The organism is Sulfuricurvum sp., from assembly GCF_023229695.1.
Classification (GTDB): domain Bacteria; phylum Campylobacterota; class Campylobacteria; order Campylobacterales; family Sulfurimonadaceae; genus Sulfuricurvum.
Window position 1 is genome coordinate 42,221 of sequence record NZ_JALNYS010000011.1, and the last position, 25,191, is coordinate 67,411.

28 protein-coding genes are annotated in these 25,191 nt (G+C 45.5%); 8 read left to right on the forward strand and 20 right to left on the reverse strand.

What is annotated here, in order from left to right; translation table 11 throughout:
* Positions 1-14: 14 nt before the first annotated feature.
* Positions 15-2,156, reverse strand: coding sequence for a TonB-dependent receptor (locus M0P91_RS09200; RefSeq protein WP_295066488.1), 2,142 nt, complete (start codon positions 2,154-2,156; stop codon positions 15-17).
* A gap of 365 nt (positions 2,157-2,521) precedes the next feature.
* On the reverse strand, positions 2,522-4,144 hold the full coding sequence (locus M0P91_RS09205; RefSeq protein ID WP_295066490.1) for a bifunctional diguanylate cyclase/phosphodiesterase: 1,623 nt from the start codon (positions 4,142-4,144) through the stop codon (positions 2,522-2,524).
* Between the two features lie 249 nt (positions 4,145-4,393).
* Between M0P91_RS09205 and M0P91_RS09210 the strand changes: the two genes are divergently transcribed.
* Complete coding sequence (locus M0P91_RS09210; RefSeq protein ID WP_295066492.1) at positions 4,394-5,182, forward strand: HDOD domain-containing protein; 789 nt, start codon at positions 4,394-4,396, stop codon at positions 5,180-5,182.
* Between the two features lie 15 nt (positions 5,183-5,197).
* On the opposite strand, the gene M0P91_RS09215 is transcribed toward M0P91_RS09210, so the two are convergent.
* A complete protein-coding gene (locus M0P91_RS09215) occupies positions 5,198-6,211 on the reverse strand; it encodes an agmatine/peptidylarginine deiminase (RefSeq protein WP_295066493.1) in 1,014 nt (337 codons plus the stop codon).
* A gap of 27 nt (positions 6,212-6,238) precedes the next feature.
* Here M0P91_RS09215 and M0P91_RS09220 point away from each other — a divergent pair, with 27 nt between their 5' ends.
* On the forward strand, positions 6,239-7,252 hold the full coding sequence (locus M0P91_RS09220) for an alanine racemase (RefSeq protein ID WP_295066495.1): 1,014 nt from the start codon (positions 6,239-6,241) through the stop codon (positions 7,250-7,252).
* 6 nt (positions 7,253-7,258) lie between these two features.
* Here the strand turns inward: M0P91_RS09220 and M0P91_RS09225 are convergent, their stop codons facing one another.
* From M0P91_RS09225 to ribA, 4 genes are read right to left on the reverse strand one after another with little or no spacing between them, the layout of a single operon-like run.
* On the reverse strand, positions 7,259-7,651 hold the full coding sequence (locus tag M0P91_RS09225) for a hypothetical protein (protein WP_295066497.1): 393 nt from the start codon (positions 7,649-7,651) through the stop codon (positions 7,259-7,261).
* Entirely contained in the window at positions 7,652-7,855 is a 204-nt protein-coding gene (locus M0P91_RS09230; RefSeq protein WP_295066499.1) for a PP0621 family protein, read from the reverse strand.
* Positions 7,849-8,436, reverse strand: coding sequence for a 16S rRNA (guanine(527)-N(7))-methyltransferase RsmG (gene rsmG, locus M0P91_RS09235; RefSeq protein ID WP_295066501.1), 588 nt, complete (start codon positions 8,434-8,436; stop codon positions 7,849-7,851). Before rsmG ends, M0P91_RS09230 begins: the two co-directional genes overlap by 7 nt.
* A complete protein-coding gene (ribA, locus tag M0P91_RS09240; RefSeq protein ID WP_295066502.1) occupies positions 8,433-9,032 on the reverse strand; it encodes a GTP cyclohydrolase II in 600 nt (199 codons plus the stop codon). Before ribA ends, rsmG begins: the two co-directional genes overlap by 4 nt.
* Positions 9,033-9,164: 132 nt before the next feature.
* Here ribA and hemB point away from each other — a divergent pair, with 132 nt between their 5' ends.
* From hemB to M0P91_RS09255, 3 genes are all read left to right on the forward strand, one after another.
* The gene (gene hemB, locus M0P91_RS09245; protein ID WP_295066619.1) at positions 9,165-10,133 is read left to right on the forward strand and encodes a porphobilinogen synthase; all 969 of its coding nucleotides are present in this window, start codon (positions 9,165-9,167) and stop codon (positions 10,131-10,133) included.
* Between the two features lie 305 nt (positions 10,134-10,438).
* Entirely contained in the window at positions 10,439-11,359 is a 921-nt protein-coding gene (gene argF, locus M0P91_RS09250) for an ornithine carbamoyltransferase (RefSeq protein ID WP_295066504.1), read from the forward strand.
* A gap of 9 nt (positions 11,360-11,368) precedes the next feature.
* The gene (locus M0P91_RS09255; RefSeq protein ID WP_295066506.1) at positions 11,369-12,556 is read left to right on the forward strand and encodes a multiheme c-type cytochrome; all 1,188 of its coding nucleotides are present in this window, start codon (positions 11,369-11,371) and stop codon (positions 12,554-12,556) included.
* A gap of 18 nt (positions 12,557-12,574) precedes the next feature.
* On the opposite strand, the gene M0P91_RS09260 is transcribed toward M0P91_RS09255, so the two are convergent.
* Positions 12,575-12,727 carry a hypothetical protein gene (locus M0P91_RS09260; protein WP_295066507.1) on the reverse strand — a complete coding sequence of 51 codons (153 nt, stop codon included), beginning with the start codon at positions 12,725-12,727 and terminating at the stop codon, positions 12,575-12,577.
* Positions 12,728-13,276: 549 nt separating this feature from the next.
* On the opposite strand from M0P91_RS09260, the gene M0P91_RS09265 reads away from it, so the two are divergent.
* Positions 13,277-14,854: a DEAD/DEAH box helicase gene (locus M0P91_RS09265; protein WP_295066509.1), complete on the forward strand. Its 1,578-nt coding sequence runs from the start codon at positions 13,277-13,279 to the stop codon at positions 14,852-14,854.
* A 71-nt stretch (positions 14,855-14,925) separates the two neighbouring features.
* On the opposite strand, the gene M0P91_RS09270 is transcribed toward M0P91_RS09265, so the two are convergent.
* The 9 genes from M0P91_RS09270 to M0P91_RS09310 form a co-directional block, all read right to left on the reverse strand.
* Positions 14,926-15,327 carry an HIT family protein gene (locus tag M0P91_RS09270; RefSeq protein WP_295066511.1) on the reverse strand — a complete coding sequence of 134 codons (402 nt, stop codon included), beginning with the start codon at positions 15,325-15,327 and terminating at the stop codon, positions 14,926-14,928.
* 37 nt (positions 15,328-15,364) lie between these two features.
* On the reverse strand, positions 15,365-16,363 hold the full coding sequence (locus M0P91_RS09275) for a beta-ketoacyl-ACP synthase III (protein WP_295066512.1): 999 nt from the start codon (positions 16,361-16,363) through the stop codon (positions 15,365-15,367).
* A gap of 24 nt (positions 16,364-16,387) precedes the next feature.
* A complete protein-coding gene (plsX, locus tag M0P91_RS09280) occupies positions 16,388-17,377 on the reverse strand; it encodes a phosphate acyltransferase PlsX (RefSeq protein ID WP_295066514.1) in 990 nt (329 codons plus the stop codon).
* A 3-nt stretch (positions 17,378-17,380) separates the two neighbouring features.
* Entirely contained in the window at positions 17,381-17,530 is a 150-nt protein-coding gene (gene rpmF / locus M0P91_RS09285; protein WP_295066515.1) for a 50S ribosomal protein L32, read from the reverse strand.
* Positions 17,531-17,697: 167 nt separating this feature from the next.
* The gene (locus tag M0P91_RS09290; protein WP_295066517.1) at positions 17,698-18,072 is read right to left on the reverse strand and encodes a hypothetical protein; all 375 of its coding nucleotides are present in this window, start codon (positions 18,070-18,072) and stop codon (positions 17,698-17,700) included.
* Positions 18,073-18,486, reverse strand: a complete 414-nt coding sequence (gene ndk / locus M0P91_RS09295; RefSeq protein WP_295066519.1) for a nucleoside-diphosphate kinase — start codon at positions 18,484-18,486, stop codon at positions 18,073-18,075.
* Between the two features lie 123 nt (positions 18,487-18,609).
* Positions 18,610-18,894, reverse strand: coding sequence for a 4Fe-4S dicluster domain-containing protein (locus tag M0P91_RS09300; RefSeq protein WP_295066521.1), 285 nt, complete (start codon positions 18,892-18,894; stop codon positions 18,610-18,612).
* Positions 18,895-19,018: 124 nt separating this feature from the next.
* On the reverse strand, positions 19,019-20,176 hold the full coding sequence (gene metK / locus M0P91_RS09305; protein WP_295066523.1) for a methionine adenosyltransferase: 1,158 nt from the start codon (positions 20,174-20,176) through the stop codon (positions 19,019-19,021).
* Positions 20,177-20,290: 114 nt separating this feature from the next.
* Positions 20,291-20,746: a phosphoribosyltransferase gene (locus M0P91_RS09310; RefSeq protein ID WP_295066524.1), complete on the reverse strand. Its 456-nt coding sequence runs from the start codon at positions 20,744-20,746 to the stop codon at positions 20,291-20,293.
* A gap of 161 nt (positions 20,747-20,907) precedes the next feature.
* Between M0P91_RS09310 and der the strand changes: the two genes are divergently transcribed.
* Complete coding sequence (gene der, locus M0P91_RS09315; RefSeq protein WP_295066526.1) at positions 20,908-22,425, forward strand: ribosome biogenesis GTPase Der; 1,518 nt, start codon at positions 20,908-20,910, stop codon at positions 22,423-22,425.
* Between the two features lie 211 nt (positions 22,426-22,636).
* Here the strand turns inward: der and M0P91_RS09320 are convergent, their stop codons facing one another.
* From M0P91_RS09320 to raiA, 3 genes are all read right to left on the reverse strand, one after another.
* Positions 22,637-23,080, reverse strand: coding sequence for a CopD family protein (locus M0P91_RS09320; RefSeq protein ID WP_295066528.1), 444 nt, complete (start codon positions 23,078-23,080; stop codon positions 22,637-22,639).
* Positions 23,081-23,135: 55 nt separating this feature from the next.
* The gene (gene trxC / locus M0P91_RS09325; RefSeq protein WP_295066529.1) at positions 23,136-23,567 is read right to left on the reverse strand and encodes a thioredoxin TrxC; all 432 of its coding nucleotides are present in this window, start codon (positions 23,565-23,567) and stop codon (positions 23,136-23,138) included.
* Between the two features lie 105 nt (positions 23,568-23,672).
* The gene (gene raiA / locus M0P91_RS09330; protein ID WP_295066531.1) at positions 23,673-24,005 is read right to left on the reverse strand and encodes a ribosome-associated translation inhibitor RaiA; all 333 of its coding nucleotides are present in this window, start codon (positions 24,003-24,005) and stop codon (positions 23,673-23,675) included.
* 218 nt (positions 24,006-24,223) lie between these two features.
* Between raiA and trpS the strand changes: the two genes are divergently transcribed.
* Complete coding sequence (gene trpS, locus M0P91_RS09335) at positions 24,224-25,189, forward strand: tryptophan--tRNA ligase (RefSeq protein WP_295066533.1); 966 nt, start codon at positions 24,224-24,226, stop codon at positions 25,187-25,189.
* The last annotated feature ends 2 nt before the right edge of the window (positions 25,190-25,191 follow it).

Here is a 25,191-nt window from a genome sequence, read left to right on the forward strand (position 1 = left end):
CCCGAAGGGCATGACTAGAATTTCATATTGAGCGCCGTATTAAACGACCGTCCCATCCCCTGCATCGGTGTATAGCTGCCGGCAGAATAGTTGACAACATCGACGCCTCCCAGAGGAAGAGCGTAGGCTTTATTGAACAGATTGGTTACCGCTACGTCAAATTTGATATTTTTTGAAATTTGATAACCGGTACGGAGATCAACAAGCGCATACCCCGGCGTTTTCGGCTCAGAACGGACGGTATCGACCGAATCTTTGGCCATGACCGCTTGTGCATCGATTCCGTTGCTCCATGCGCCGGAGAGACGGTTTAAGCTGACTTTGGCATGAAAAGGCATCATATGGTAGAGTGATCCGCCGTCATCCCGAAATCCCCGCGTATAGCCGATAACGGATTTGAGCGTTCCGACGCCGTTTTCGCTATTGTCCCAAAGGGTGGCAAAGCCGGAAAGATCGGCACCGAAGAGATGGGCATCATGATTTTCAAATTGCAGCAGCTGAATATTGGTGAACTTTGTTCCGTCTCCCGCAACCGATCCGATTTTTTTCACATCGATGTAATTCTGAACTTTGGTGTAGTACGGGGTGATTTTGACCCCCCACGAACCGGATGCGCCATCGTGCCACGAAGCGGTGGCGCTGATCGTATTGGCGACTTCGGGTTTGAGATTGAGATTTCCGACATAGCCGTTGGCATCGCCGAACCAGTTAATCATCGCCATATCCATACGGATCGGAGCGACATTTAAATTTCCGCCGTATCCTCCGGCCCATGAATAGCGTTCGTAAAGATTCGGAGAGCGGGTTTTACGGGCAAAACCGAGTTCAAAATCATTTGAATCGCTGTATTCGTATTTGGTCATAGCGGTGAAATCGTAATTGTTGTCTTGTTTTTTATGGTCCAAGGCGTTAAATGCGTTTGCATCCACCGGATCGTTGCTCATCATGTTGGGGGGAGTGACCGTATTGTATCCGGTAACACTTCCGGTATTCATGCTGACCCTGTCGGTCCGAATTCCGATGGTAGAGGAGAGTTTTTCACTCCATTGGGAAACGCTCTCCGCAAAAATCCCGAGGCGATCGCGTTGGCCGTCGTTGAGATTCCAAAACGTGTTCGGTCCCATACCGCCGACCGTAGTCGTGACCGGTGGCCACCAGTCATTGAGTCGGTATCGGTCGTAGTCGGCACCGAATTTAAACGTTTGCGTAGAGCTGTAGGGGAGAGTTGCTTTGATGTTCGCCCCGCTCTCTTGTGCTTGGGTATACATCGGCATATTACCGGGACGTTCCGTCGAAATTTTGTTCATATAGTGGTCGGTATTTTGGCGAAAAATATTGGCATCGAGGAGGAGTTTGCCGATACGCCCTTTGTAGCTGAGGTTGCCGTAGGTGGATTCGTTTCCGAGCATATCCATGTACTGATTCGGGAATCCTTCGAAATCGACATTTTGTTTGCCGAGCTTGAGAGAGACAATTCCCTCATCGAGTTTATAGGCTAGCGTGGCTGTATTGTTTTGCATTTGGTGGAGAGTCGCTTTGACGATTTTGCCGTTTCCATCTTTATAATTGGCCGCTTTTTCGGCAAACCCGGCATAAGTGACACTGATTTTGTCATTGGCGGCACTGGCGTTGAGTGATGCTCCACGCGCGGCACTGTTGCTGCGGTAAAAACCGGTCACATCTGCATTTATAATTACTTCGCCCCGATTTTTAGCAAAAACGGGCTCTTTGGATTTGACGATAACGCTTCCTCCGATACTGTCTCCCCCCTCACTGACCGGTGTAATGCCTGCGATGACGTCCATGACGGCAACTTTTGAGGTGTCGATGTACGAGAGAGCGGGGTTCATGTGATTGGGGCAGGCGGAGGTGATCTGCATTCCGTCGATATCAATCTTCACCCGATCATCCGCCATCCCGTGGATTGCCGGAAGGGAAGCAAAGCCGCCGTTTGAATAGAGGCTTACCCCCGGTACGTCTGCGAGAAGGGCTGCCGAATCTCCGGTCATGGTCTTTGCCGTCGGTGTAGCCGCCGGGATAATCCGTGAGACCTCTTGTTGAGAGGTATCTGCTTCAACCGTAATTTTTTGGATGGCTAGCGGTTCAGAAGCGAGAGCGGAAATGGCCGCTAAAGAGAGAAGAGCAACGCTTTTCATACTTTAATTCCTTAAGTAAATATGAAGAATTATAGATTTAAAGTGTTACATTAGTGTTAAGAGATTATAATAGGGACTATGAAACCAACTATTAAAAAAATAATCTTGACACTTATTCTTCTGGCAGCTTCGGGCTATTTCCTCTACTCCGGCTTTTCGATTCTATTTCATTAGAGTTCTTGCAGAACTCTATTTTAAACGTGCTTTGAGCAAAGCCCAAAGCACCACGCTGGCCGCTATGGCACTAAAGCTTGCCTCTTCGAGGCAGAAACTTCTTACATTACAAGGTTATGCAAGAAGTCTATTAATATTACTCTCCCTAAAGTTACCAGAAACCATGTTGAAGATTTGCAACAATCGATGGTTTAGCTCAATGGGCCCGGTTTGCCGGTAAAATATCCTTGTGAAAAATCGATACCGATCTCTTTGAGTATTGTGTAGGTTTCTTGTGAACCGACGAATTCAGCGATCGTCTTGGCATGGATCTTATGGGCGAAATCGGTAATGGTCTCAACGACGATACGGTGTCTTGGATTCTCAGCAATCCCCTGTATCAGTGACCCGTCAATTTTAATGTAATCGACGTTGAGCTTGATAATATTTTCAAAATTCGAATATCCCGTTCCAAAATCATCGATGGCGATTTTTGCTCCCAGTGTTTTGACTTTAGTGATAAACTCCGCCACCTCTTCGTAGTTCTCTATCCCTTCGGATTCGAGAATTTCAAAGACGATCCGGGGTCCCGTGCCGGTTTTGAGAATCGTGTTTATAATCTCTTTGACGATACGCTGATCACGGATATCGCTGTCAGAGAGGTTGATTGAAAACTCTTCATCTCGTGATGCGAATAGGTTGCAGGCTTGATTGACCACTTCGATCGTGATGTGGGGGTAGAGTTTCGTTTTTTTCGCAATGGTTAAAAACAAGGCTGGGGGGACTATCATTCCTTCATGATCGATCATGCGAACGAGTGTCTCGTATTTGTCGATGGCCCCCGTTTTGAAATTAACGATAGGTTGATAATGGCAAACAATCTGCCGGTTTGCCAATGCCTGTCGTATCGCGGCGCTCATCCTCATATTCGCGCAGTATATTTCTTCCACATTTTCGTGTTCTGCGTAGAGGGCAATCGTTTTTTTACTTTTTTTTGCATGGTTGAGGGCGATATCGGCTCGTGTCAGTAATTTGTTGTTTCCGATAGCCGCACCGACTGTCATTTGTATCGTGATCATCTCTTCATCGACCAAAAAAACTTTTTCTTCGAGTAACGACATGAGAGCGATGATCCGGTTGCGTAAATCGTTCCATGTGATATTGTTGTGGAACAAGACGGCGAATTCATCTCCGCCGATTCGATAGGGGAAAAAGTTCATTCTTTCAAACCATTGCCCGATTTGCTTTAAGACAATGTCACCGGTTTCAATTCCGAAAAAATCATTGATCTCTTTAAAATCATCGACGTTAAAAATGATGCATGCAGTCGGATTTCTTTTTTGCATGTCGGAGACGATTTTTTGCCGGTTAGGCAAGCCGGTCAATTGATCGTAGAAAGCGAGTTTTAGCGATTTTTTTTGACTGGTGCGCAAAGCGCTTAGATCGGTAAAAACGGTAAGATAGTTTTGAATTTTGTGTTTTTCGTTTGTAATCGTGCTAATGCGGACCCATGCCGAAAAAATCTCACCGTTTTTTCGCGTATTCCATATTTCACCGCTCCACTGTTTTTTGCGTAGTAGCGTTTCCCATATCTCAAGATTAAGATGGCTTTCCTGGGTGATAGAGGAGAGCATATGGGGATTCTTACCCAGTATTTCATCCTCCGTATAGCCGAAGGTCTGCAAAAATGCATGGTTTGCTTTGATGATTCGATTTTGGCGGTCAGTAACGATTATACTGTCGGATGTATGTTCCATTGCCATGGTTAAAATTTTAAGCTCGTACCAATTCTCATCGAGTTTAATTTTATACCGTGATTTGAGATTTATGTTCACTCTTTGGTCCTCATCAATCGGACGGTACGATAGGTTACATATGCGTCGAAAAGGTCAAGGTAGATAATCATGATAATAGCTTTATAAGAATACATTCAAAGATATTTACGTTAGAATCATTTTAATTATTATAGCTTCTAATACTATTTTTTTTTGTTTTGCACGGGATTGATTCTCGATAAAGGCCTTCCATAGGAGAAGTATGACACAAAAAAGTCGAAATATTATCACAAACTTTAAAGGGAATGCATGAAAGAATCTTTGCTTTATACGATCGAATCATTTCCGCCGTTGCCGGAATCGATCCATCAAATTAATGAATTGTGTCGTGTAGAAGAGGTCGATCTGCGAGCATTTACCCGTATTATTGAATCTGATCCGTTGCTGTATACGGACATTCTTCGGTTTTCAAATGTTCCGTCCCACGGTTTTCGTTATCCTATCACGTCGATCTCCCAGGCAATTGCACTTTTCGGTATTTCCACAATTCGTGGAATGGCTCTATCCGCAGCCTTGAGAGCACATCCGTTCAGGGATATTTCCCCCTATGGAATTTCAATCTCGGAGTGGTTCAAAGTGATGGAGAAGCAGCAACGATTTACGGATCTTTGGCTTGGCAAAAAACACCGATCAATTCTTCAATCGGCGGGCGGACTCACTTTTATTCTCGAAATTGGGCGACTGGTTGCTTCGTATGCATTGATGTTGGAAAACCGGTCGCATACGTTCGTTGAAAACGGACCGGATGGATTATTTCTTGAAGAAGCCGCTCTTCTTGGAAAATCGGGGGACGGATTGGCCGCACAGCTGTTTTTACATTGGAATTTTGATCCGCTATTTGTTAATGCACTGGAATATTCGCTCATGCCGGAGGAGGGGATTGAACCCAAAAGCTGTGCTGCACTCAAATGTGCCCGAACACTGTTCACACTGAGGGGAATTCACCCTTTTGAAACGATTGAACCGCTTCTTGGAAAATTTTATTTTGAACCCGATGATGCAAAAACTGCATACGAAATTGTTATGACGCAGCCTTAGAAAAAGTTTTCCCGCTTAGTCAAGGCGTAGAGAGACTTCTTCGGGAAATTGCATCGTGACGCAATGGAGCGATCCGTGCTGGCGGATTAGAACGGAGCAGTCGATGGGGATAATATCGCGTCCCCGGAACGCTTTTTCGCAGATTGCAATTGCTTTTTCATCATTCGGTTCATTATAAACGGGGAGCAATACGGCATCGTTGATGATCAGGAAATTGGCATAGGTTGCCGGAAGACGCTCATCATCATAAAAATGGGGCTGACACATCGGCAGGGAAATCAGCTTAAACGGTTCGCCCTCACTGTCGCGAAGGGAATGCAACTCCTCTTCCATCTTTTTCAGTGCATCGTAGTGCTCATCGTTTTCATCATCGCATTTGACGTACATGATGGTATCGGTATCGATAAAACGGGCGAGGGTATCGATATGGCTGTCGGTATCGTCACCTGCAAGATAGCCGTGATGGAGCCACAATATCTGTTCTATTCCGAACTCTTTTTTTAACATTGTTTCGGTTTGGGCTTTGGAGAGATGGGCGTTGCGGTTTGGGTTCAGGAGGCACTCCGCCGTTGTCAGAAGCGATCCTGCGCCGTTACTTTCGATACCTCCCCCTTCAAGTATGACATCGACGGTTTTCATCGGAGCACCGTATACGTCACAGAGTGAACGGCTCATTCCGTTATCTCGTGATGCGTCAAATTTTCCGCCCCATCCGGTAAACGTAAAATCAAGGAGCAATGCTTCATCTTCTTCTTCGTCGATGACACTTAGAACGCTGCAATCACGCGCCCAGGTATCGTCGGTCTGATACGTAACAAAGAGGAGATTGTCCTGAGAAGAAAAATAGCTTTTGACGGTATCCACATTATCACAGATGATGAGGCAAGGCTGATAGCGTGCAACGGCAGAAGCGATATTGACGAAACATTGACGAGCCTCTTCGAGATAAGGAGCCCAGTCGCTCTGAGGATGAGGGAAAATAAGTTGAACAAAACTTTGGGGTTCGAATTCGGCGGGGAAATAGCGCATTAATTAACCTTGCAATATAATATCTTTATGGGAACAATTAAACTTAGCCGTCAGGCACTCATTCATAATCTTGACATTATCGCACACCAAATCGGTGGAAAAGATAAAATTGCCGTTGTATTAAAAGATAATGCGTACGGGCATGGAGCCGAAATAATCGCTCAGGCTGTAAAAGAATACGGTGTGAAAAATGCCGTAGTTCGGTTGGAACATGAAGCGGTAGAGATTGCCGATTTTTTTGATCAGATACTGATTTTGGCTGATACCCCTACGCAAACAGATGAGAAATTTACCTATGCGATTAACTCGCTTGAATCGATTCGAAAATTTCCCCACGGCACACGGGTGGAGCTTAAAATCGATACGGGGATGCATCGAAACGGAATCGATCCATCGATGCTTGCACCAGCTTTTGCACAGATAGCTGCACAAGGGCTGATCTGCAGCGGGGTATTTACCCATTACCGCAGTGCCGACACCTTAAGCAGTGAATGGTATTGGCAGCGTAGAGCCTTTGATACGTTAAAAGTGCAGGCATTAGAATTTTCTAAAAAGTACGGCTGGACTCTCCGTTTTCACGCATCGAATTCCGCCGGTACGTTTCGCTCAGACTGTAGCGATGATTTGGTACGTGTCGGTATCGCTTTGTACGGATGTTTGGAGATGGAAGCGACATTGCCGCAGCCTGGGTTAAAACCCGTTTTATCACTCTGGGGAGATAAAATCGCCACCAGAATCCTGAAAAAAGGGGAGCGAGTCGGGTATAACGGGATTTATGAAGCGATGGAAGATGAGGTAATCTCGACGTATGATCTGGGCTATTCAAATGGACTGGACCGCTTGGCATCGAACCGTTATGTGACTCCCGAGGGGATCGCATTGCGGGGGCGTATATCGATGGATAATAGCGTGTTCACAAGCGATGCCGACGAATTGCTGATTTTTGATAACGCCAACCATTATGCCCGTGCCGTCGGGACGATCGGGTACGAAATTTTGGCATGCCTCGATAAAGATTTAAAGCGAGAGTGGATAAAGTAAAAAGTTTTATGAGGTTATTTTGATAATAGCATTGGTAAAAATAGCACCGTCAAGCCGCATATCAATTAATGATTCCAGATCATCCATCTCTTTTACATACCCCAGTATTTTTGCGTCAAAAAGATAATGATCCGCCACTTTTTGAATTTCATTCCCGTATTTAGGATTGATAATGAGATAGCTTGCACGCAGATTTTCCCCGATGACCGCATCGGTAATCGAATTGACATGCAGGGCAAAACGGACACCGTGCTGACGGAGATGCTCTATCAGATCTAAATTTTCAGAACTAAAGAAAAGGGTGAGGACCGAATTGGGCGGAGTGCGTCGAATCGCTTCGAGTGACTCGATATGGTAAAACGTCTCTGATGGGAGATAGGGGTGACCGAACAATAGCATTTAAACCTCCATACATTCGCGTGAGCAGTAATATTTTCCGTCCCGCATCAACGTTTCTTTGACTTGAACGTACGTCCCGCATTGGGCACAGGGGATCATTGCCTCTTCCTGAGAGGTGTCATTGGAAGGGGGAAGAGATTTTTTTTTGAAAAAAAAGAAATAGACGGCGCTTACAACCCCTATAAACAGCAATAGTTTTAACATGATGAGGGCTCAATGAGGAGATAGTGACGGTTTTGGGTTTGAAAAATTTTGTAATTCAAGGTTTCGTCCACTTCGTCATACACTTTTTCCCCTTTGTAAAAGAGTAAAAGGGTATGTTCGCCGCGAAACGGTTTGGAAAGTTTTAAGAGCATCTGCGTATCGGTGACGGCGCGGGACGTAATGAAATCGTAGGGTTTTGGTTCCAGTTGTTCGACCCGTACCGCTTTGACATCTACATTGCTTAACCCCAAATCGGCTTTGACAAACTGCAGGAAGCTGGCCCGTTTGGCAAGCGGCTCAACTAGAGTGAAATGGGTTTGCGGCATCCCCATGGCCAGAATCATCCCGGGAAATCCGGCACCCGTACCGATGTCCATCGCCGTTTTAATCGGAGGGAGAAAGGTGATCGGGGTGATGGCATCGGCAATAAAATCATCAATTTGATCGGTTGATTTTGCTCCGGTGAGATTATGGATTTTGTTCCATTTGGCCAATAAAACTTTATACTGTTCAACGTATTCAAAAAAACGTTCGTCGACCGATACGTTTGCTTCAAGGAGGAGACGGCGTAAACGGCTCATATAATATGCCCCATTTGTTCTTTTTTAACCCGGAGATACCCTTCATTGTAGGGATTCGGATCGATAATGACCGGAATGCGCTCGGTAATTTCGACGTTCAACTCTTCTACAATCGATACTTTGGCCGGATTATTGGTCAAAAGGCGTATTTTTTTGAGTCCGAAATCTTTAAATATTTCCCGAACGATATCGTAGGTGCGCTGATCAGGGGCAAATCCGAGTTCAATATTGGCCTCGATCGTGTTGCGCCCTTGGTCTTGGAGTGCGTAGGCATTGATTTTATTGAGCAAGCCGATATTACGCCCCTCCTGACGATGATAAATGACCAATCCCCCCTGCTCGGCAATCAGTTTAAGGGCTTTGTGGAGCTGATTATTGCAATCGCATTTGATGCTCCCCAGTGTATCGCCGGTAAGGCACTCGGAGTGGATCCGTACCAACGGAGCCTCCTGGCGGTCAAAATTTTCGGTAAAAATTGCGAGGTGCTCTTGAATCCCCTCTTTGTAGACACGGATTTTAAAATGACCGTATTTACTCGGGAGATTGGCAATGGCAGATTTTTCAAAAGTGGGTGTTGTCGTTTTCATTGGTGCCATTATAATGGTTGTTTCTAAAAAGATGGTTTATTAAAGCAACCCTTGATACAATCTTTGTCTGATTTTGAATAAGAGGCCATCGGAACACGTCCCGATTGGCTATGTTAACATTTAAATTATAATTGGAGCTATATTATGGAGCGTTTTCGCCGCACTCGACTCAATCCTCATCTGCGTTCACTGGTTCGTGAAACGCATGTAAGTGTGAATGATTTTATTTATCCGTTGTTCGTGAGACCGGGAGAGGGGATCAAAACGGAAGTCTCTTCGATGCCGGGTGTGTATCAGATGAGTCTGGATGAAATATTAAAAGAGTGTGAACTGTTGCAGTCGCTTGGAATTTACTCCATTATCCTCTTTGGTATCCCGGAGGTGAAAGATTCGATCGGGTCTGATGCTTTATGCGATCACGGAATTATCGCCACCGCGATTCGGGCCATTAAACGGGCCTATCCGAAAATGTTTGTCGTGACCGATTTGTGTTTTTGCGAGTATACCGACCACGGTCATTGCGGTATTTTGGATCACGTTCATGAGACGGTGGATAACGACTTAACCCTTGATATTTCAGGACAGCAGGCATTGGTTCATGCCCGTGCGGGTGCCGATATGATCGCTCCGTCGGGAATGATGGACGGAATTATTACGACACTGCGCGATGCGCTTGACGGCGGCGGATACGTGAATCTTCCCATTATGAGCTATTCCACCAAATTTGCAAGCGGTTATTACGGACCGTTCCGGGATGTGGCCGAATCGGTTCCGAGTTTCGGAGACCGTTCGACGTATCAGATGGACCCGGCAAACCGTCGTGAAGCGATTCGGGAAAGTCTTGCCGATGAAGCACAGGGGGCGGATATTCTGATGGTCAAGCCGGCATTGGCCTATCTGGACATTATCCGGGATATCCGGGAGGCTTCGCAATTACCGCTTGCCGTGTACAACGTCAGCGGAGAATACGCAATGCTTAAATATGCCGGGAATGCGGGACTGATCGATTATAACCGTGTGATGATGGAGACGATGATTGGATTCAAGCGGGCAGGTGCCGATATTATTATCAGTTACCATGCTAAAGAAGCAGCATTACTTTTAAACTGATGTTACGCACTTTTTGGGCGAAGCCCAGAAAGTGGCAGGGACAGATGTCCCTGCAACCCCCTAAAGCTACCCGTATCTTTCGGATACGGGAGATTAACTGCCCTTGAAGCACTGGTTAAGATAAAGTGTGTAAGGGCAGTTTTAAACTAATGTAATTTTTTTATGCTATGATTTAACCAACTTATCGGGGTAAACCCGGTAAAAATGAAGTTTTTGCCGGTAAAATCAAAAAAACTTCATATTTTATGTTCGAAACGCAGCTAAAAGTTTTGCTTTTGGCGTTCAAAATAGATGTAGGGAAACACGTGAGACATTTTTTAACCTTGAAAGACTACGCCAAAGAGGAGATTCTGGAGATTCTCGAATTGGGACTAGCCATCAAAAAAGAACAAAAAAGCAAAATACCCCATCCGTATCTGATGGGGCAGACCTTGGCGATGATTTTTGAAAAAAGCTCAACACGAACCCGTGTCAGTTTTGAGGCCGGAATGTATCAGCTTGGCGGTCATGCACTCTTTCTTTCTAACCGTGATATCCATTTGGGGCGCGGTGAGCCGGTCAAAGATACGGCCCGTGTTATCTCGTCTATGTGCGATATGGTTATGATTCGGACGTACGCGCAATCGATGCTTGAAGAGTTTGCTGCCCATTCAAAGGTTCCTGTTATTAACGGTTTGACCGATAGTTATCATCCGGTACAGCTTCTGACCGATTACATGACGATGATGGAACACGGGAAAGATCAAAATGCTGTCGTTGCTTATATCGGGGATGGGAACAATATGACCCATTCGTGGCTTATGTTGGCCTCTAAACTGGGTTTTGAGCTGCGCATTGCCACCCCGGTAGGGTATGAGTGCGATCCGGCTATTGTGGCGGATGCTATGGAATTTGCACGTATCAGCGGCGCAAAAATCACGATCACGAATGACCCGAAAGAGGCAGTGCAGGGGGCTACGGTTGTTACGACCGATACGTGGATATCGATGGGGCAGGAAGAGGAAAAAGCGCAGCGTATCCTTGATTTTAAAGGGTATATTGTGGATGAGGCATTGATGAAACGTGCCGACAGCGAAGCCATATTTCTCCATTGTCTCCCCGCATATCGGGATGTGGAAGTGAGTGAAACGGTACTGGAAGGGGGACAAAGTCTCATTTTTGAGGAAGCGGAGAACCGCTTGCATGCCCAAAAAGGGTTGATGGTTTGGCTCGATAAACACCGATAGGGGGGAAAGATGCGTTGGTTAATAGGATTGGGATTACTCGTTGTTATCGGACACAGTGCTGAAGTGGTAGCCGTAGGGGATCGGTACAAAGATTCGGGGAAATGCAAACCGTGTCATAACCATCTGGTCAAACAGTGGGAAGGTTCATGGCACGCCAAATCTCATTACGATAATGACGAATATTTCCGAAAAACCATCGATTATTTAGCCAGAAAAAGCCGCAAGTCCCTTAATGCCATCAAAATAGAGTGTGCCGCCTGTCATAATCCGCGTATTTCGGTCACGTCAACCAATGCCGATTATGAGGCCATAGCGGCTTTGAACCTTGATAAAGATACGGCAGCGACGAAAGCCCTCGGCAGTAATACGATTGCCGAAGGGATCAACTGTGTCGTGTGTCACAATATCGATCAGATCCATGATGAGCTCCCTGAAAGCAAACGGGGGATCCATCGGGTAAGCTGGATGCCCTCGGGGACGATGAGCGGCCCCTACAGTGATGCCAAATCCCCCTACCATAAAGTAGAACCGCGTGATTTTATGAATAGCAACCCCAATCAGCTCTGTTTTGTCTGTCATGCCAACGATACCTCAGAAGAGGGGAACCGTTTTATTAACATGCAGTCGGAGTTTATCAATGATGGGAAACAGTGTGTGGATTGCCATATGGGACCGCGAATCGAGGGGGTTGCCGCTACCTTGAGAGATCGGAACGGGCAGCAGCGCAAACGTCTCATACGCGAACACGATTTTAGCGGTGCGCATAGCGAGCGGATGTGGCAAGGGGCATTAAAGGTTGAGGTAACGAAAAAATCGCGCGAGATTGAAGTTGTTTTGCGCAACCCTCAGCCCCATGCTCTTCCGAGCGGATTCGGTTCGCGTGAGATTCTCATTGAAGCGTATTATGCATTGGAAGGGAAAGTGATTAAAAAAGAGACCCTTTCACTCACTTCCCGTTATGTAACCAAGCGGGATAAGCCGACGGTACCCCATCTTTCAAAAAAGACGATAGAACACAACGTTATCCCGGCGCAAGGGTCGAAAATCTTTTCGCTTCCGCTTGTTGAGGGTGCCGATGAGGTATCGATTCATATTTCGTACCGATTGGTCAATGATGAGGTGCGGGAGATGCTGGAGCTAAAAGATCCGATGTGGTCGAAAAAAATGACGATTGAAAAAATGCATCTAAAGCTGTAGGGGTATTCCCCTCAGCGATTAGTTCATTCCCACTTTTATGATCAAATCATTTCCCTCTTCGACTACATGAAAGCTGTGTTTTTTACAAAACGTTTCATTCATCTCCTCTGCCCACTCTTGAGCTTCCACCATTGCGTCATCACGGTTCTCAAATGATTTGATAGTTTTCATCCCGCTTCGTTTGAAACATCCACACTCTTTTTCTATTGTCACATTAAACATCAAGGTTACTCCAAAGGTAAATTTTTCGGAAGTATAATCGGGAAAGATTAAAAAATTTAAACAAAATAGATGCGAATTGAAACGAAAGGTTAACTTTAACTTTTATTAAAATGTCTTTATCAGGAGATATTATGGTCAAAGTGGGTATAATTCGCCAAATTTTTGGGTACATACATTTTGTTTTACGCTTCAGGGGGATGACTCCTGAGACTACGCCGGCCGCTATGGCACTAAAGCTTGACTCGTAACGAGCAGAGGGCTTTTGTGACGTGTCTGCTGCTACAGAAGAAAGTGCCCTCCATGGTAGAGATTGATTCAAATCTCTGAAAATTTATGGCCCTTTAGCAGGGCAAAATTTAACGTCATAGCCGCACAGCGTAGCAACATGGGCTTTTAGAGGAAATATTTTCGCCAATGCGAAAAACGGGTTCCTTTTTTTTGCCGGCGTGGCGTATTTAAAAAGGTAGAATTATGAGTAACACAAAAAATAGCACAGAAATGGGCACAGAAGCAGGTTTGGAAAATCTTCCGACGTTTGAAGCATTCGGTCTTCGTAGCGAAATTATGCAGAGCATTAGTTATGCTGGATTTAAGAGCCCAAGCCCGATTCAATCCATGGTTATCCCCGTTATCATGGAAGGGCGCGACGTTGTCGGACAAGCCCACACGGGTACCGGCAAAACGGCTGCATTCGGTTTGCCTGCATTGAATAAAATGCATTTAAAAGGGGGGATTGAAACTCTCATTATCACTCCGACGCGTGAGCTTGCAAATCAGGTGAGCGATGAAATCTTCAAATACGGCAAGCACTTGGGTGTTCGTACCGTAACCATTTACGGCGGAAGTTCATACAACCGCCAGATGGATTTGATTGAGCGCGGCGCTCAAGTGATTATTGCCACTCCGGGCCGTTTGCTTGATATGCTTAGCCGTAACATGCTTAAAGGTTTTACCCCTTCAACCGTTATTTTGGACGAAGCGGATGAGATGCTTGATATGGGCTTTTTGGACGATATCAATGAAATTTTCAGCTATCTTCCGACAGAACGTCAGACATTATTGTTCTCAGCCACGATGCCTCCTCCGATCAAGCATCTTGCTGAACGTATTTTGGTCAATCCATTTTTTGCATCCATTACAAAATCGGAGACCACCAATACCGATATTACTCAACAGTATTACGTTATCGAAGAATCCGAGCGTGATGATGCGATTATCCGTTTGATGGATGCTGAAGATGCACAAAAAACCGTTGTTTTTTGCCGTACGAAAAAAGAGGTTGACCGTTTATCAAACGTTTTGTCGGCAGTCGGTTATTCGGCTAAAGGATTGCACGGCGACATGGAGCAGCGTCAGCGTGAAAGTGTCATCAAAGGATTCAAAACCGAAGGGATTGACGTATTGATCGCAACCGACGTGGCAGCGCGCGGCCTTCATATCGATAATGTTACCCACGTATTCAATTACCATATTCCGTTTGATGCGGAGAGTTATGTCCACCGTATCGGACGTACCGGTCGTGCAGGTAAAAAAGGGGTCGCAATTACTCTCGTAACGCCGCTTGAGTTTAAAGAACTTCAGCGTATCCGTTCTAAAGTGGGGACCACGATGGAGCACGCCTATATCCCGAGTAAACTTGATGTTAAAGAGGCTCAGGTAAGCCGTTTGTGTGCCGAAATCGAAAAACAGCATGTTTATGATGAAGCGCACAAAGTTCTCGATATCTTAAAACAAGAATACGATCAAGAGCAAATTGCCTATAAATTGATCTCGGTTTTGATGGAGCGTAATACGGTTGCCGGACCGAATCAAATCGGTATCGCGGCAGAGCGATTGGAAAAAATCCTTCATAACCTTGAAAATCGCCAAGATCGGGGCGGAAATCGGGGCGGATTCAATCGAAATCGAAGCGGCGGCGGATATCGCGGCAACAACGATCGTAATGCCAGTGGCGGTGAGCGTAGCGGTGGGTACCGTGGTAATAACGATCGTAATGCCGGCGGCGGTAGCGATCGCAGCGGCGAGCGTTCACGCAGCTTCAGCGGCGGAAACCGTTCTTCTAAGCCAAGAAGCTAATCATTATTTTTGAATGTCAAAATCCCTTTGGCTGCGTTAGCCGCTAAGGGAGACACAAGGGAAGTGCTTGGTTAACCCAATGTTTCCTCGAAATGTTTGCCTCTTTCGAGGCAGATTTCTAATTTTACTTTTAACTCCTGCAAAAACAGTTCCAATGGAGCTACCGGTAGCAATCCTTCTCTTTGTTTCATTCCCCACATCGGTTCTGGGAAATAACTGTCTTCTTTGAATCTCGCCATAATATGCCAATGAACTCTCGGCACCATATTTCCAAATGATGCAATATTGATTTTTTCAGGTTTAAAATAAGAGAGCATCTCTTTTTCGATGAGATCCAAACATTCCCAGAGCATCTCCTTTTCTTCCCGTGAACATTCGGAAAACTCTTTATACGGGATATGGGTGAATAGTTTTAACCAGGGGATTTCGCTGTCGTGGATGTCAATGTAAATAAGAGGATTGGAGTAAAACATATCAGACCTTTTAAAAGATCCGATATTGTAGCGATTTTTAGAGAGTTTTTCCTGCAAACGGAACGAGGGCACTTCCCCACGTTAAACCGCCTCCGAAGGCATCCAGAAGCATTAAATCTCCCTCTTGAAGGCGACCGGACTCATAAATGTCATTAATCGCCATAGGGATAGACGCGCCGGAGGTATTTCCGTATTTTGCTACCGTCAAAACTACCTGTTCATCGGCAAGATTCAGTGCGTCACCGACCGCTTTGATGATACGATAATTGGCTTGATGGGGTACAAAATGTTTGATGGCCGAAGAGGAGATGGAATTTTGCTCTAAAATTTCGATAACGTCATTGGTCAATGTCCGTACGGCCACTTTAAATGTTTCATTTCCCTTCATCTTCATGAAGCAACCCGCTTTTTCACGGTCCAGCTCATCGTGGACAGAGCCGCTTCCTCCATTGGGGGTCATGAGCAAATCAGCATAAGCGCCGTCCGATCCGGTATGAATATCAATGATTGCTTCCGCTTTGTTTTCGGTCGCACTGATGAGTGCCGCACCTGCACCGTCTCCAAAGAGGATACAGGTGCCTCGGTCGGAATAATCGGTAATGGCACTTAGTTTTTCAGCCCCGACAATCAGAATATTTTTTTTCATCCCCGATTCGATAAAGGCTTTTGCAATACTAAGGGCATAAACAAACCCGGTACACGCGGCAGAGATATCAAAAGCGGTTACTTTGTTCAAACCGAGTTTTGTGGCCAAAATAGTAGCCGTTGAGGGCATGCAGAAATAGTCGGGGGAGATCGTAGCACAGATAAGCATATCAATCTGATTTTTATCCAATCCGGAGCGTTCAATGGCGAGTTCCGCTGCTTTGGCACCCATATCGCTTGTAGTTTCATTTTCATCGGCGATATGGCGCTCTTTTATCCCGGTACGCTTGGTGATCCATTCGTCTGTGGTATCAACCATGACTTCAAGATCGGCATTACTGAGAATTTTGGTCGGGACATAAGCCCCGATAGAACGGAACGCTGCATACATTGGTTATCCTTTTGATATACCGGTTTAACTTTTAAGCTCTTCAAGACGATTTTCGATATGGCCGTTTACGCCGGTATTAACATAGTGAATCGCTTGAAAAATAGCATTTTTGATCGCTTTCGGATTGCTTTTGCCATGGCTGACAATGGCGCATCCTTTGATACCGATCAGAGGTGCACCGCCGATTTCGGCATAGTCGATCTCTTTTTTCAAAAGATGAAAAACTTTACGCATAAGAAGTGCACCGGTAATGGCTACCGGAGATTTGCGGATGTATTGTTTAATGAAAAAACTGATCGTAGAAGCGACCCCTTCGGAAGCTTTTAGGACTAAATTTCCGATAAAACCGTCACATACGATGACATCACAGGAGGCATCAAAAATATTATTCCCTTCAACATTTCCGATAAATCCCTGAGTCCCGTGAAGCAGTGTGAAAGCTTCTTTGGTTACTTCATTCCCTTTGGAATCTTCTTCACCGTTTGCCAGAAGCCCGACACGAGGATTTGCAATTTTGAGCATATCTTTGGCATAGTAATACCCCATGATACCAAACTGGAACAGATGTTCCGCTTTACAATCGACATTGGCTCCGGCATCCATCAGTATACTTCGTTGTCCGCTTTTTGTGGGCATAAGGGTGGCAAGAGCAGGGCGTAAAACGTGTTTTAAACGTCCAAGACGCAGCGTAGCCAAACTCATCGTCGCACCACTGTGTCCTGCACTGACAACACCGTCTGCGTGTCCGTCGCGGACCAATTCGATCGCTTTGTAAATTGAGCTCTCTTTTCGTTTGAGCGCATCCGTGGCCGCATCACTCATATCGATCACATCGTCCGCTTCGACGATAATAATTTTATCTTTATAACCCTTGGGTAACAAAGATAAAATTTCATCTTTTTTACCTACAAGAATTGCTTCGAATCTTTTTTCCTTGAGTGCTTCAAGGGTCCCTTTAACAATCGGTTCGGGACCGAAGTCCCCGCCCATTGCATCAATAGCAATCTTGATCATCGATTATTTGTACTCACCGGTCGTCGGATTGACATAGTGCGACAATTTATATGTCCCGTCTTTATCTTTTACGGGGCGAGCGAGTGTAACTTTATAGTGAGTTCTACGTTTTGCCGAACGAGTATGACTCACTCTTCTTTTAGGTACTGCCATAGTATTTTATCCCTTTCTATTTAATTTTAAATGCAGGGAGATTCCCCCTGCTTGCTTAACATTCGGTTTTCTATCGAAGGAAACCGAATGCACTTATGTACGCTACGCAATTAGGATGAGAGACGGAAAATGCAATTTCCGCTATCCTGATGACTACCGGTTTCTCTTTAAAACTCGCGTTCTAAAGAGGAGCCTTCACAGCTTGAGCAACAAAAGTAGTCACTTTTGATCAGCTCAAGCTCTGAAGCGAAAAGTTCATCCATATCGATGGAAGAGTTCTCAACTTCGACAAGATCCAATTCATCACTATTTCCGTGTACGATCCCATCGGATAGATAAAAATGGACCTCTTCATTCAGCTCTTTTTCCACTATCTCGGCACATAGATCACAAGGAATGGAAATACTCCCTGTTATTGTACCGTTTAATTGAACCAGATTACGCTTTTTCAGGGCTAAATTTCCTGAAAACACAGCATTCTCCCGTTTCACCTCAAAATCAAGAGGATTGTCGTTCACATGCTTAAACGGTATCCGTGTCACTTACGAGATCTCACGGCCTGAAAAGAAAAATGCGATTTCGTTTGCAGCATTTTCCAATGAATCGCTCCCATGTACCGCATTCGCATCGATGTTCTCTGCAAAATCGGCACGAATTGTACCGGCAGCCGCTTCTTTAGGGTTTGTTGCACCCATAAGATCACGGTTTTTAAGAACGGCATTTTCACCCTCAAGAACGGTGATGACTACCGGACCACTGACCATAAAGTCAACTAAGTCATTAAAAAATGGACGTGCGGCATGTACCGCATAAAATGCTTCTGCATCCTGTCTACTTAGTTGAACTTTTTTCATAGCTGCGATTTTAAGACCGTTACTTTCGAAACGATCTAAAATTTTGCCGATGACACCTTTTGCGACGGCGTCGGGTTTGATGATTGACAACGTTTGTTCCATCAATACTCCTGTTTTATGTGTAAAAAATAGAGTGCGATTATAGCGGTTTAATAATTTAGATAATATTAAAGATACTGAAAAATTGAGAAGTAGAAGTGTTTGCCCCAAAAGGGGCAATGGGGATTAGTCGACGATGTTTGCTTTGTTCGCACGCATCTCAGCAGAGATATCTTCACGGTGAGACGGGCTTGCGCCGATCTCATCCCATGTGATACAACCCTCAGTAGGACAGGCAGTCGCACATGCAGGCTCATCATGATGACCTACACATTCGACACATTTATCAGCGTATACGTAATAAATCTCTTCACCCGTTGGGTTATCGTCCTCGTCTACGATCGCTTCTACCGGACACTCGTCGATACAAGCGCCGCAGTTAATACAGGTATCATTAATGACTACTGCCATAGGGTTCTCCTTAAATAAATAAATATGGGAAACTATAACAGAAGAATTTTAAACCCACCTAAAAAATAGGCAGGCAATTTGCAATATAGAGTCGGAGTGTTACACAAGCGGAAAAAAAACGGGGTTAAAGACCTAAATAGGCCCGAATCGCATCGACTTTATCGGTCTTTTCCCAGGTAAAATCGGGCAGCTCGCGTCCGAAATGGCCGTATGCCGCTGTTTGACGATAAATAGGGCGCAGCAGGTCAAGCGATTCGATAATCCCTTTTGGGGTAAGATTGAACAGCTCTTTGACACAGCTCTCAATTTTTTCTTCATCAACGACGGCGGTACCGTGGGTGTTGACCATAATCGAAATTGGCTTAACGACACCGATCGCGTAAGCCACTTGAATGGTTGCACGCTCGCAGGCTCCTGCCGCAACCAGATTTTTGGCAACGTAACGCGCTGCATAGGCGGCCGACCGATCTACTTTGGTCGGGTCTTTTCCGCTGAATGCCCCTCCGCCGTGAGGACAGCTTCCGCCGTAGGTGTCTACAATGATTTTACGCCCGGTCAATCCAGCATCGCCTTGCGGGCCGCCGATGACAAATTTGCCGGTAGGATTGATGTGATAGACGATATTCGGGCTCATCAGTTCAGCTGGAATAACGTGTCGGATAACTTCAGAGATAACATCCGCATGGAGTTTCTCCTGAGAGATATCGGGAGCATGCTGTGTGGAGACGACAACGGTCTCTACGGAAACCGGTTTGTCATCTACGTAGCGAACACTAACCTGTGCTTTACCGTCCGGACGCAGATAGGGGATAATCCCCTCTTTACGTACTTGAGCAAGGCGTTCGGTAATCCGGTGAGCCAGATGGATCGGAAGAGGCATAAGAACATCGGTTTCGCGGCAGGCATACCCAAACATCAATCCTTGGTCTCCCGCACCGATTTCGCCGTCTTCTTGATCAACCCCCTGGTTAATATCGGGAGATTGTTCTCCGATACCGTTAAGGACGGCACAGGAGCGATAATCAAATCCGTAGGTAGCATCGGTATAGCCAATTTCGCGAACTACCTGACGGGCAATCTCCTGCATCGGAGCATAGGCAGTCGTCTTCAGTTCACCGGCAATGACACAAAATCCGTTGGATACAAGCGTTTCACATGCAACACGTGCTTTCGGGTCATCTTCTATGATGTAGTCCAAAATGGCGTCGCTGATTTGATCGGCCATTTTATCGGGATGCCCTTCGGTGACCGATTCGGAGGTGAAAATATACTCTTTAGGCATAAAAATCCTTTTTATTTTGTAAGTAGGCTAACGTGCTCTCGCACGGTTTAGCGTTGAAATAAACCTCTTGGTCGAAGCCCTATCTTCCAATGATCAGAGGGTGAAAGGGTGTGATTATAGCAAATTGGATTTTAAAAAATCCCGTTCCCAGAAAAAATCGATCCAGTCGGTTGCTTCATGCAAGGAATAGTCGGGTTGGATCAAGGCGGTCGTTTTTGTGAACAAAGCGGCACTTTTGAAAAGGATGTCCGGATAGTTCTGTGATAATATAGGCAACAATGCCTGCAATGTTTTGCCGCTGTCGACAATATCATCGACAATCAAGACTCGCCGAGAACGGCTGAAATCGCACTCCCCGAAAATAGTAACGGTGTCGCGTTGACGATCCTCGTCATAGCTTTCTATCCGAATACTTTGAAGATTGCGTATATTCATGTACATACTTAAAGCGTGCGCTAATGTCATCCCCCCGCGTGCAATCGCTACAACCGTATCCGGTTCGAAGGGTTCACATTGATGTCCCAGTGTCAGAATATCGGTTTTAAAATGGTTGTACGTATAAAGTATCATAAATGCAATCATATCATAAGGGCATCTACGCTATAATAAAAAAAATTCATTATCGTATAATAAGCGCTCACGCGTATAGGGCAATTCGTTGAAAAGGTCCCTTATGTTAACGTAGCCAATCAAGATTGCGTCTTGATGGGATGAAAAAAACAGGAATATTAATGAAAAAATTAGCCATAATCGGCCGTCCGAATGTTGGCAAGAGTTCATTGTTCAATCGCCTTTTAAAGCAGCGCGATGCAATTACCTCTGAGCAGGCAGGAACGACACGGGATGTTAAAAAACGGATTGCCGTAGTAGTTGATAAGCAAGTCGAAATCCTCGATACCGGCGGACTCGACGAAGGGTGCGAGTTGTTCGACCGAATTAAAGAAAAGTCACTGAAAGCGGCGCATGAAGCCGATATCATCTTGTTTATGGTGGATGGTAAAAGTCTCCCGGAAGATGACGATAAAAAACTCTTTTACGAACTCGAATCGATGGGGAAAGCGATCGCTTTGGTCGTTAATAAGATTGATAATGACAAAATGCAAGAGAAGCTATGGGAATATTACGAGTTTGGAACCGACCGAATTTTCGGAATTTCGGTTGCCCATAACCGATCGGTTTTACCGCTTTTAAACTGGATAGCTTCGGAGCTGCCGGAGTCTTCCATCGTTACTCCTGAGAATGAAATCGCGGAAGAAGATGAGATGGACGGTTTTGATGCCGCTTTGAGAGCTTCTTCCGACGATGAAGAGTTTGATGATGACGATTCAGAAGATGATTCGGACGAAGAGATCGATGACGAATCGATAGAAGCACTCGAAGAAGCATATCGCGGGATTGTCAAAGAGTACGAAGCCGGCGATATCAACCAAATGAAAGTGGCGATTATCGGACGTGTCAACGTCGGTAAAAGCTCATTGCTCAATGCTTTGCTCGGTGAAGATCGTTCGGTTGTCAGTTCGGTTGCGGGGACGACGATCGATCCGATCGACGAAGAGGTCGAATATGAAGGGAAGAAAATTACGTTTATCGACACGGCGGGGATCCGTAAGCGGGGGAAAATCCTGGGGATTGAAAAATATGCCTTAATGCGTACCGAAGAGATGTTGGAGACGGCCGATATCGCGTTACTTGTTTTGGATGCGTCACAGCCTTTTATGGACTTGGATGAGAAAATCGCAGGATTCGTCGATAAAAACCGCCTTGCGTGTCTGATCGTTCTGAATAAATGGGATATGGCCCCGAAAGAAGATTACGACAAGATTATCGAAGAGGTGCGTGACCGCTTTAAATTTTTAAGCTATGCCCCGATCATCACGATTTCGGCACAGAGTAAACAGCGTGTCCACAAGATTTTCGATATGCTTCTCAAAATCAACGAAAACTACTCGCAGCGTATCTCTACGGGCAAACTGAATGAAGTGATTCAGGCGGCAATGCGCAAGCATATCCTGCCGAGTATCAACGGCCAGAATATCCGTCTCTATTTTGCGACGCAGTACGATATCCGTCCGCCGCGCATTGCGTTGATCATGAACAAACCGCAGGGGCTCCATTTCAGCTATCGTCGCTATTTGACCAATCAGCTCCGCGCGCAGTTCGATTTTGAAGGGACGCCGATTCTGTTTAAAGCGAAAAGCAAAAACGGCAATCGAAAACCGCAGCCGCATAAGAAAAAAGCATCGTGGTAATGAGAGAGGGGTCATTGCGGGTGACCTCCCCCCTTTTATGAGCGGGGGAATATCAAAGCTGACCTTACGCACCTTGTCTCAACAAGTGCGAAAAGGTTAGTAATCTCCCGTATCCGAAAGATACGGGTAGCTTCAGGGGGGTGCAGGGGACAAATTGTCCCTGCCACTTTACGGGCTATGAGCGAAAAGTGTGTAACATCAGATCAAAGAATTAAAATGGTTTAACGATGACCAATGCAACGATACCGATCAACAAAAGGGTCGGTACTTCATTGTAGATGCGAAAAAACTTTCCGCTTTTATAGGCTGTGTTTTCTTTGAGCTTGAGACGGTAGTGTCCGAGTGAGAAAAAGTAGGCGATCAAAATGGCGACGAGGGTCATTTTGGCGTGCATCCAGCCCCCCATTCCAAATACATTTACCCCATAGTGTTGCGTAGAGAGCATGATGAGTGCTGTCCCTGAAATCAGTGTCGCCCAAAAAGAAGGGATGCCGATGTATTTGTAAATCTTCATCTCCATCACTTCAACGACGTCGATGAATCCCTGATTGGTACCGTTTTCGACATGGTAAACAAAAAGACGAGGGAGATAAAAGAGTACCGCGAACCACGACACCATTGAGATAATATGAAACCAAAGGATCCAGTTGTACATGTGTTACGTCCTGTTAATAAAAGTAGACGCAAGGGTACCTAAAAAAAGTTAACACTTACAGATGTTTTTTGACCCAAGCGATAATTTGAGAGGCAGGAAGAGCACCGCTGAATTGATCAACGATGCGATTGTTTTTAAACGCGATAACGGTCGGTATCGATCGGATACCGAAGCGCCCCCCAAGGTTCTGCTCCTCTTCGGTATTGATTTTGATAAATTGGGCTTTGAGGGGAAATAAACGTGCCGCCTCTTCGAATGCGGGTGCCATCGAACGGCAAGGGCCGCACCACGGGGCCCAAAAATCGGCGATGATCAATCGCTCATCGTTCAGAAGCAATCGATCAAGCTTCTCTTGGGTGACATTGAGAGGTTTTGTATCGAGAAGCGATCCTTTGCAGTGTCCGCATGCAGCTTTGGTGTAACTCTCTTTGACGGGAATGGCATTGACACCGCCGCAATGGGGGCAAACGATATTAATTTTTTGCATAAAACCCTCGTTTCATATCTCTGTAAAATTTAAATTGTTTGGAAACCGACATCCCTTGCAGTTGAAGGGGTAACCAACCCCTTCTTCGAGATATGTATGTTGGGGTTATTCTGCTTCGACAACCTCTATTTCACGCAACGAAGTTGCCTGATGGTCTTTCATTTTATCGTGTAATCGGCGAAGTGCTTTATTGGCACGTTCGATTGCCATGTCGATAGCCGTATCAACATCTTCGTCGGAATCCGAGATAACAACCGGCTGTGCATGGGCGATATGCATATCAAATTCGACACCGACTTTATTTTTTTCTTTGGTAATCATAACGTTTACAGTAGTAATGTCGAGATGGTAACGCTTAAAATTTTCGATAGCCGCTCCAATGTGATCATTGAGATGCTGGGTAAGTTTAATCTCTTTCGAGCGAATTTGAACATTCATAATAAATCCTTGATTTTTTGATTGATACACTGATGAAGCAAAACTCCGATCAGCTACACTGACGTTGACTCCTCTTCCGTTTTAGAAGACCCATCCGCGATAAACTGCAACGTACAACAATTTGTAGTGACGTTTTCAATGAAAAATATAGCATATCTTTTCTTAATACGAAGCTTAAGACACTATGCGGGAAAATTGTCTCTATTCAAGGAGTAATGGTGAGAGTTTTAACCGGTATTCAACCTTCAGGCGATTTACATATTGGGAACTATTTCGGTTCGATTAAGGCGATGATCGAGTCGCAGGATGAGCATGAGGTATTTGCCTTCATCGCAAATTATCATGCAATGAGTAGCCTCAGCGACGGGGAGCGTTTAAGCCGTCTTACGATGCAAGCCGCGACCGATTTTCTGGCGCTGGGGATGGATCCGGAGAAAAGTGCTTTCTGGGTGCAGTCGGATGTGAAAGAGGTGCTGGAACTCTACTGGGTCCTCTCCGGTTTTACTCCGATGGGGCTGTTGGAGAGGGCCCACAGTTACAAAGACAAAGTGGCAAAAGGGATTGCCTCTAATCATAGTCTTTTCTCCTATCCGGTTTTGATGGCGGCCGATATTTTGCTGTTTGGTTCCGAGGTGATTCCGGTCGGAAAAGATCAGATTCAGCACGTCGAGATCGCCCGCGATATTGCGATCAAATTTAACAATCAATACGGCGAGATTTTCACGATTCCGGAGTTTCGCGTCGATGAGAACGTCGCGACGGTTCCCGGAATCGACGGGCAAAAGATGAGCAAAAGCTACGGCAATACGATCCCTATTTTTTCGGAAGAGAAGATTCAATCGAAAATCATTAAAAAGATCGTGACCGAAGCGGTACCGATGGAAGAGCCCAAAGAGTATGAGGGGTGCAATGTTTATAATATCGCCAAGCTCTTTTTGGATTATGAACAGACGCAGGCATTGCAGGAGCGCTATACGAAAGGGGGAGAGGGGCACGGCCATTTCAAACTCTATACCCATGACGTGATCTGGGAATATTTTCGTCCGTATCGGGAACAAAGAGCCTATTTTGAGACACATCAGGATGAAGTGAGAGAGATCTTAAGTCTCGGTGCGGCCAAAGCAAGTGCAGCGGCACAGCCGATTATTGATAAAGTCCGTTCTGTAACGGGAATACGGTACTAAAA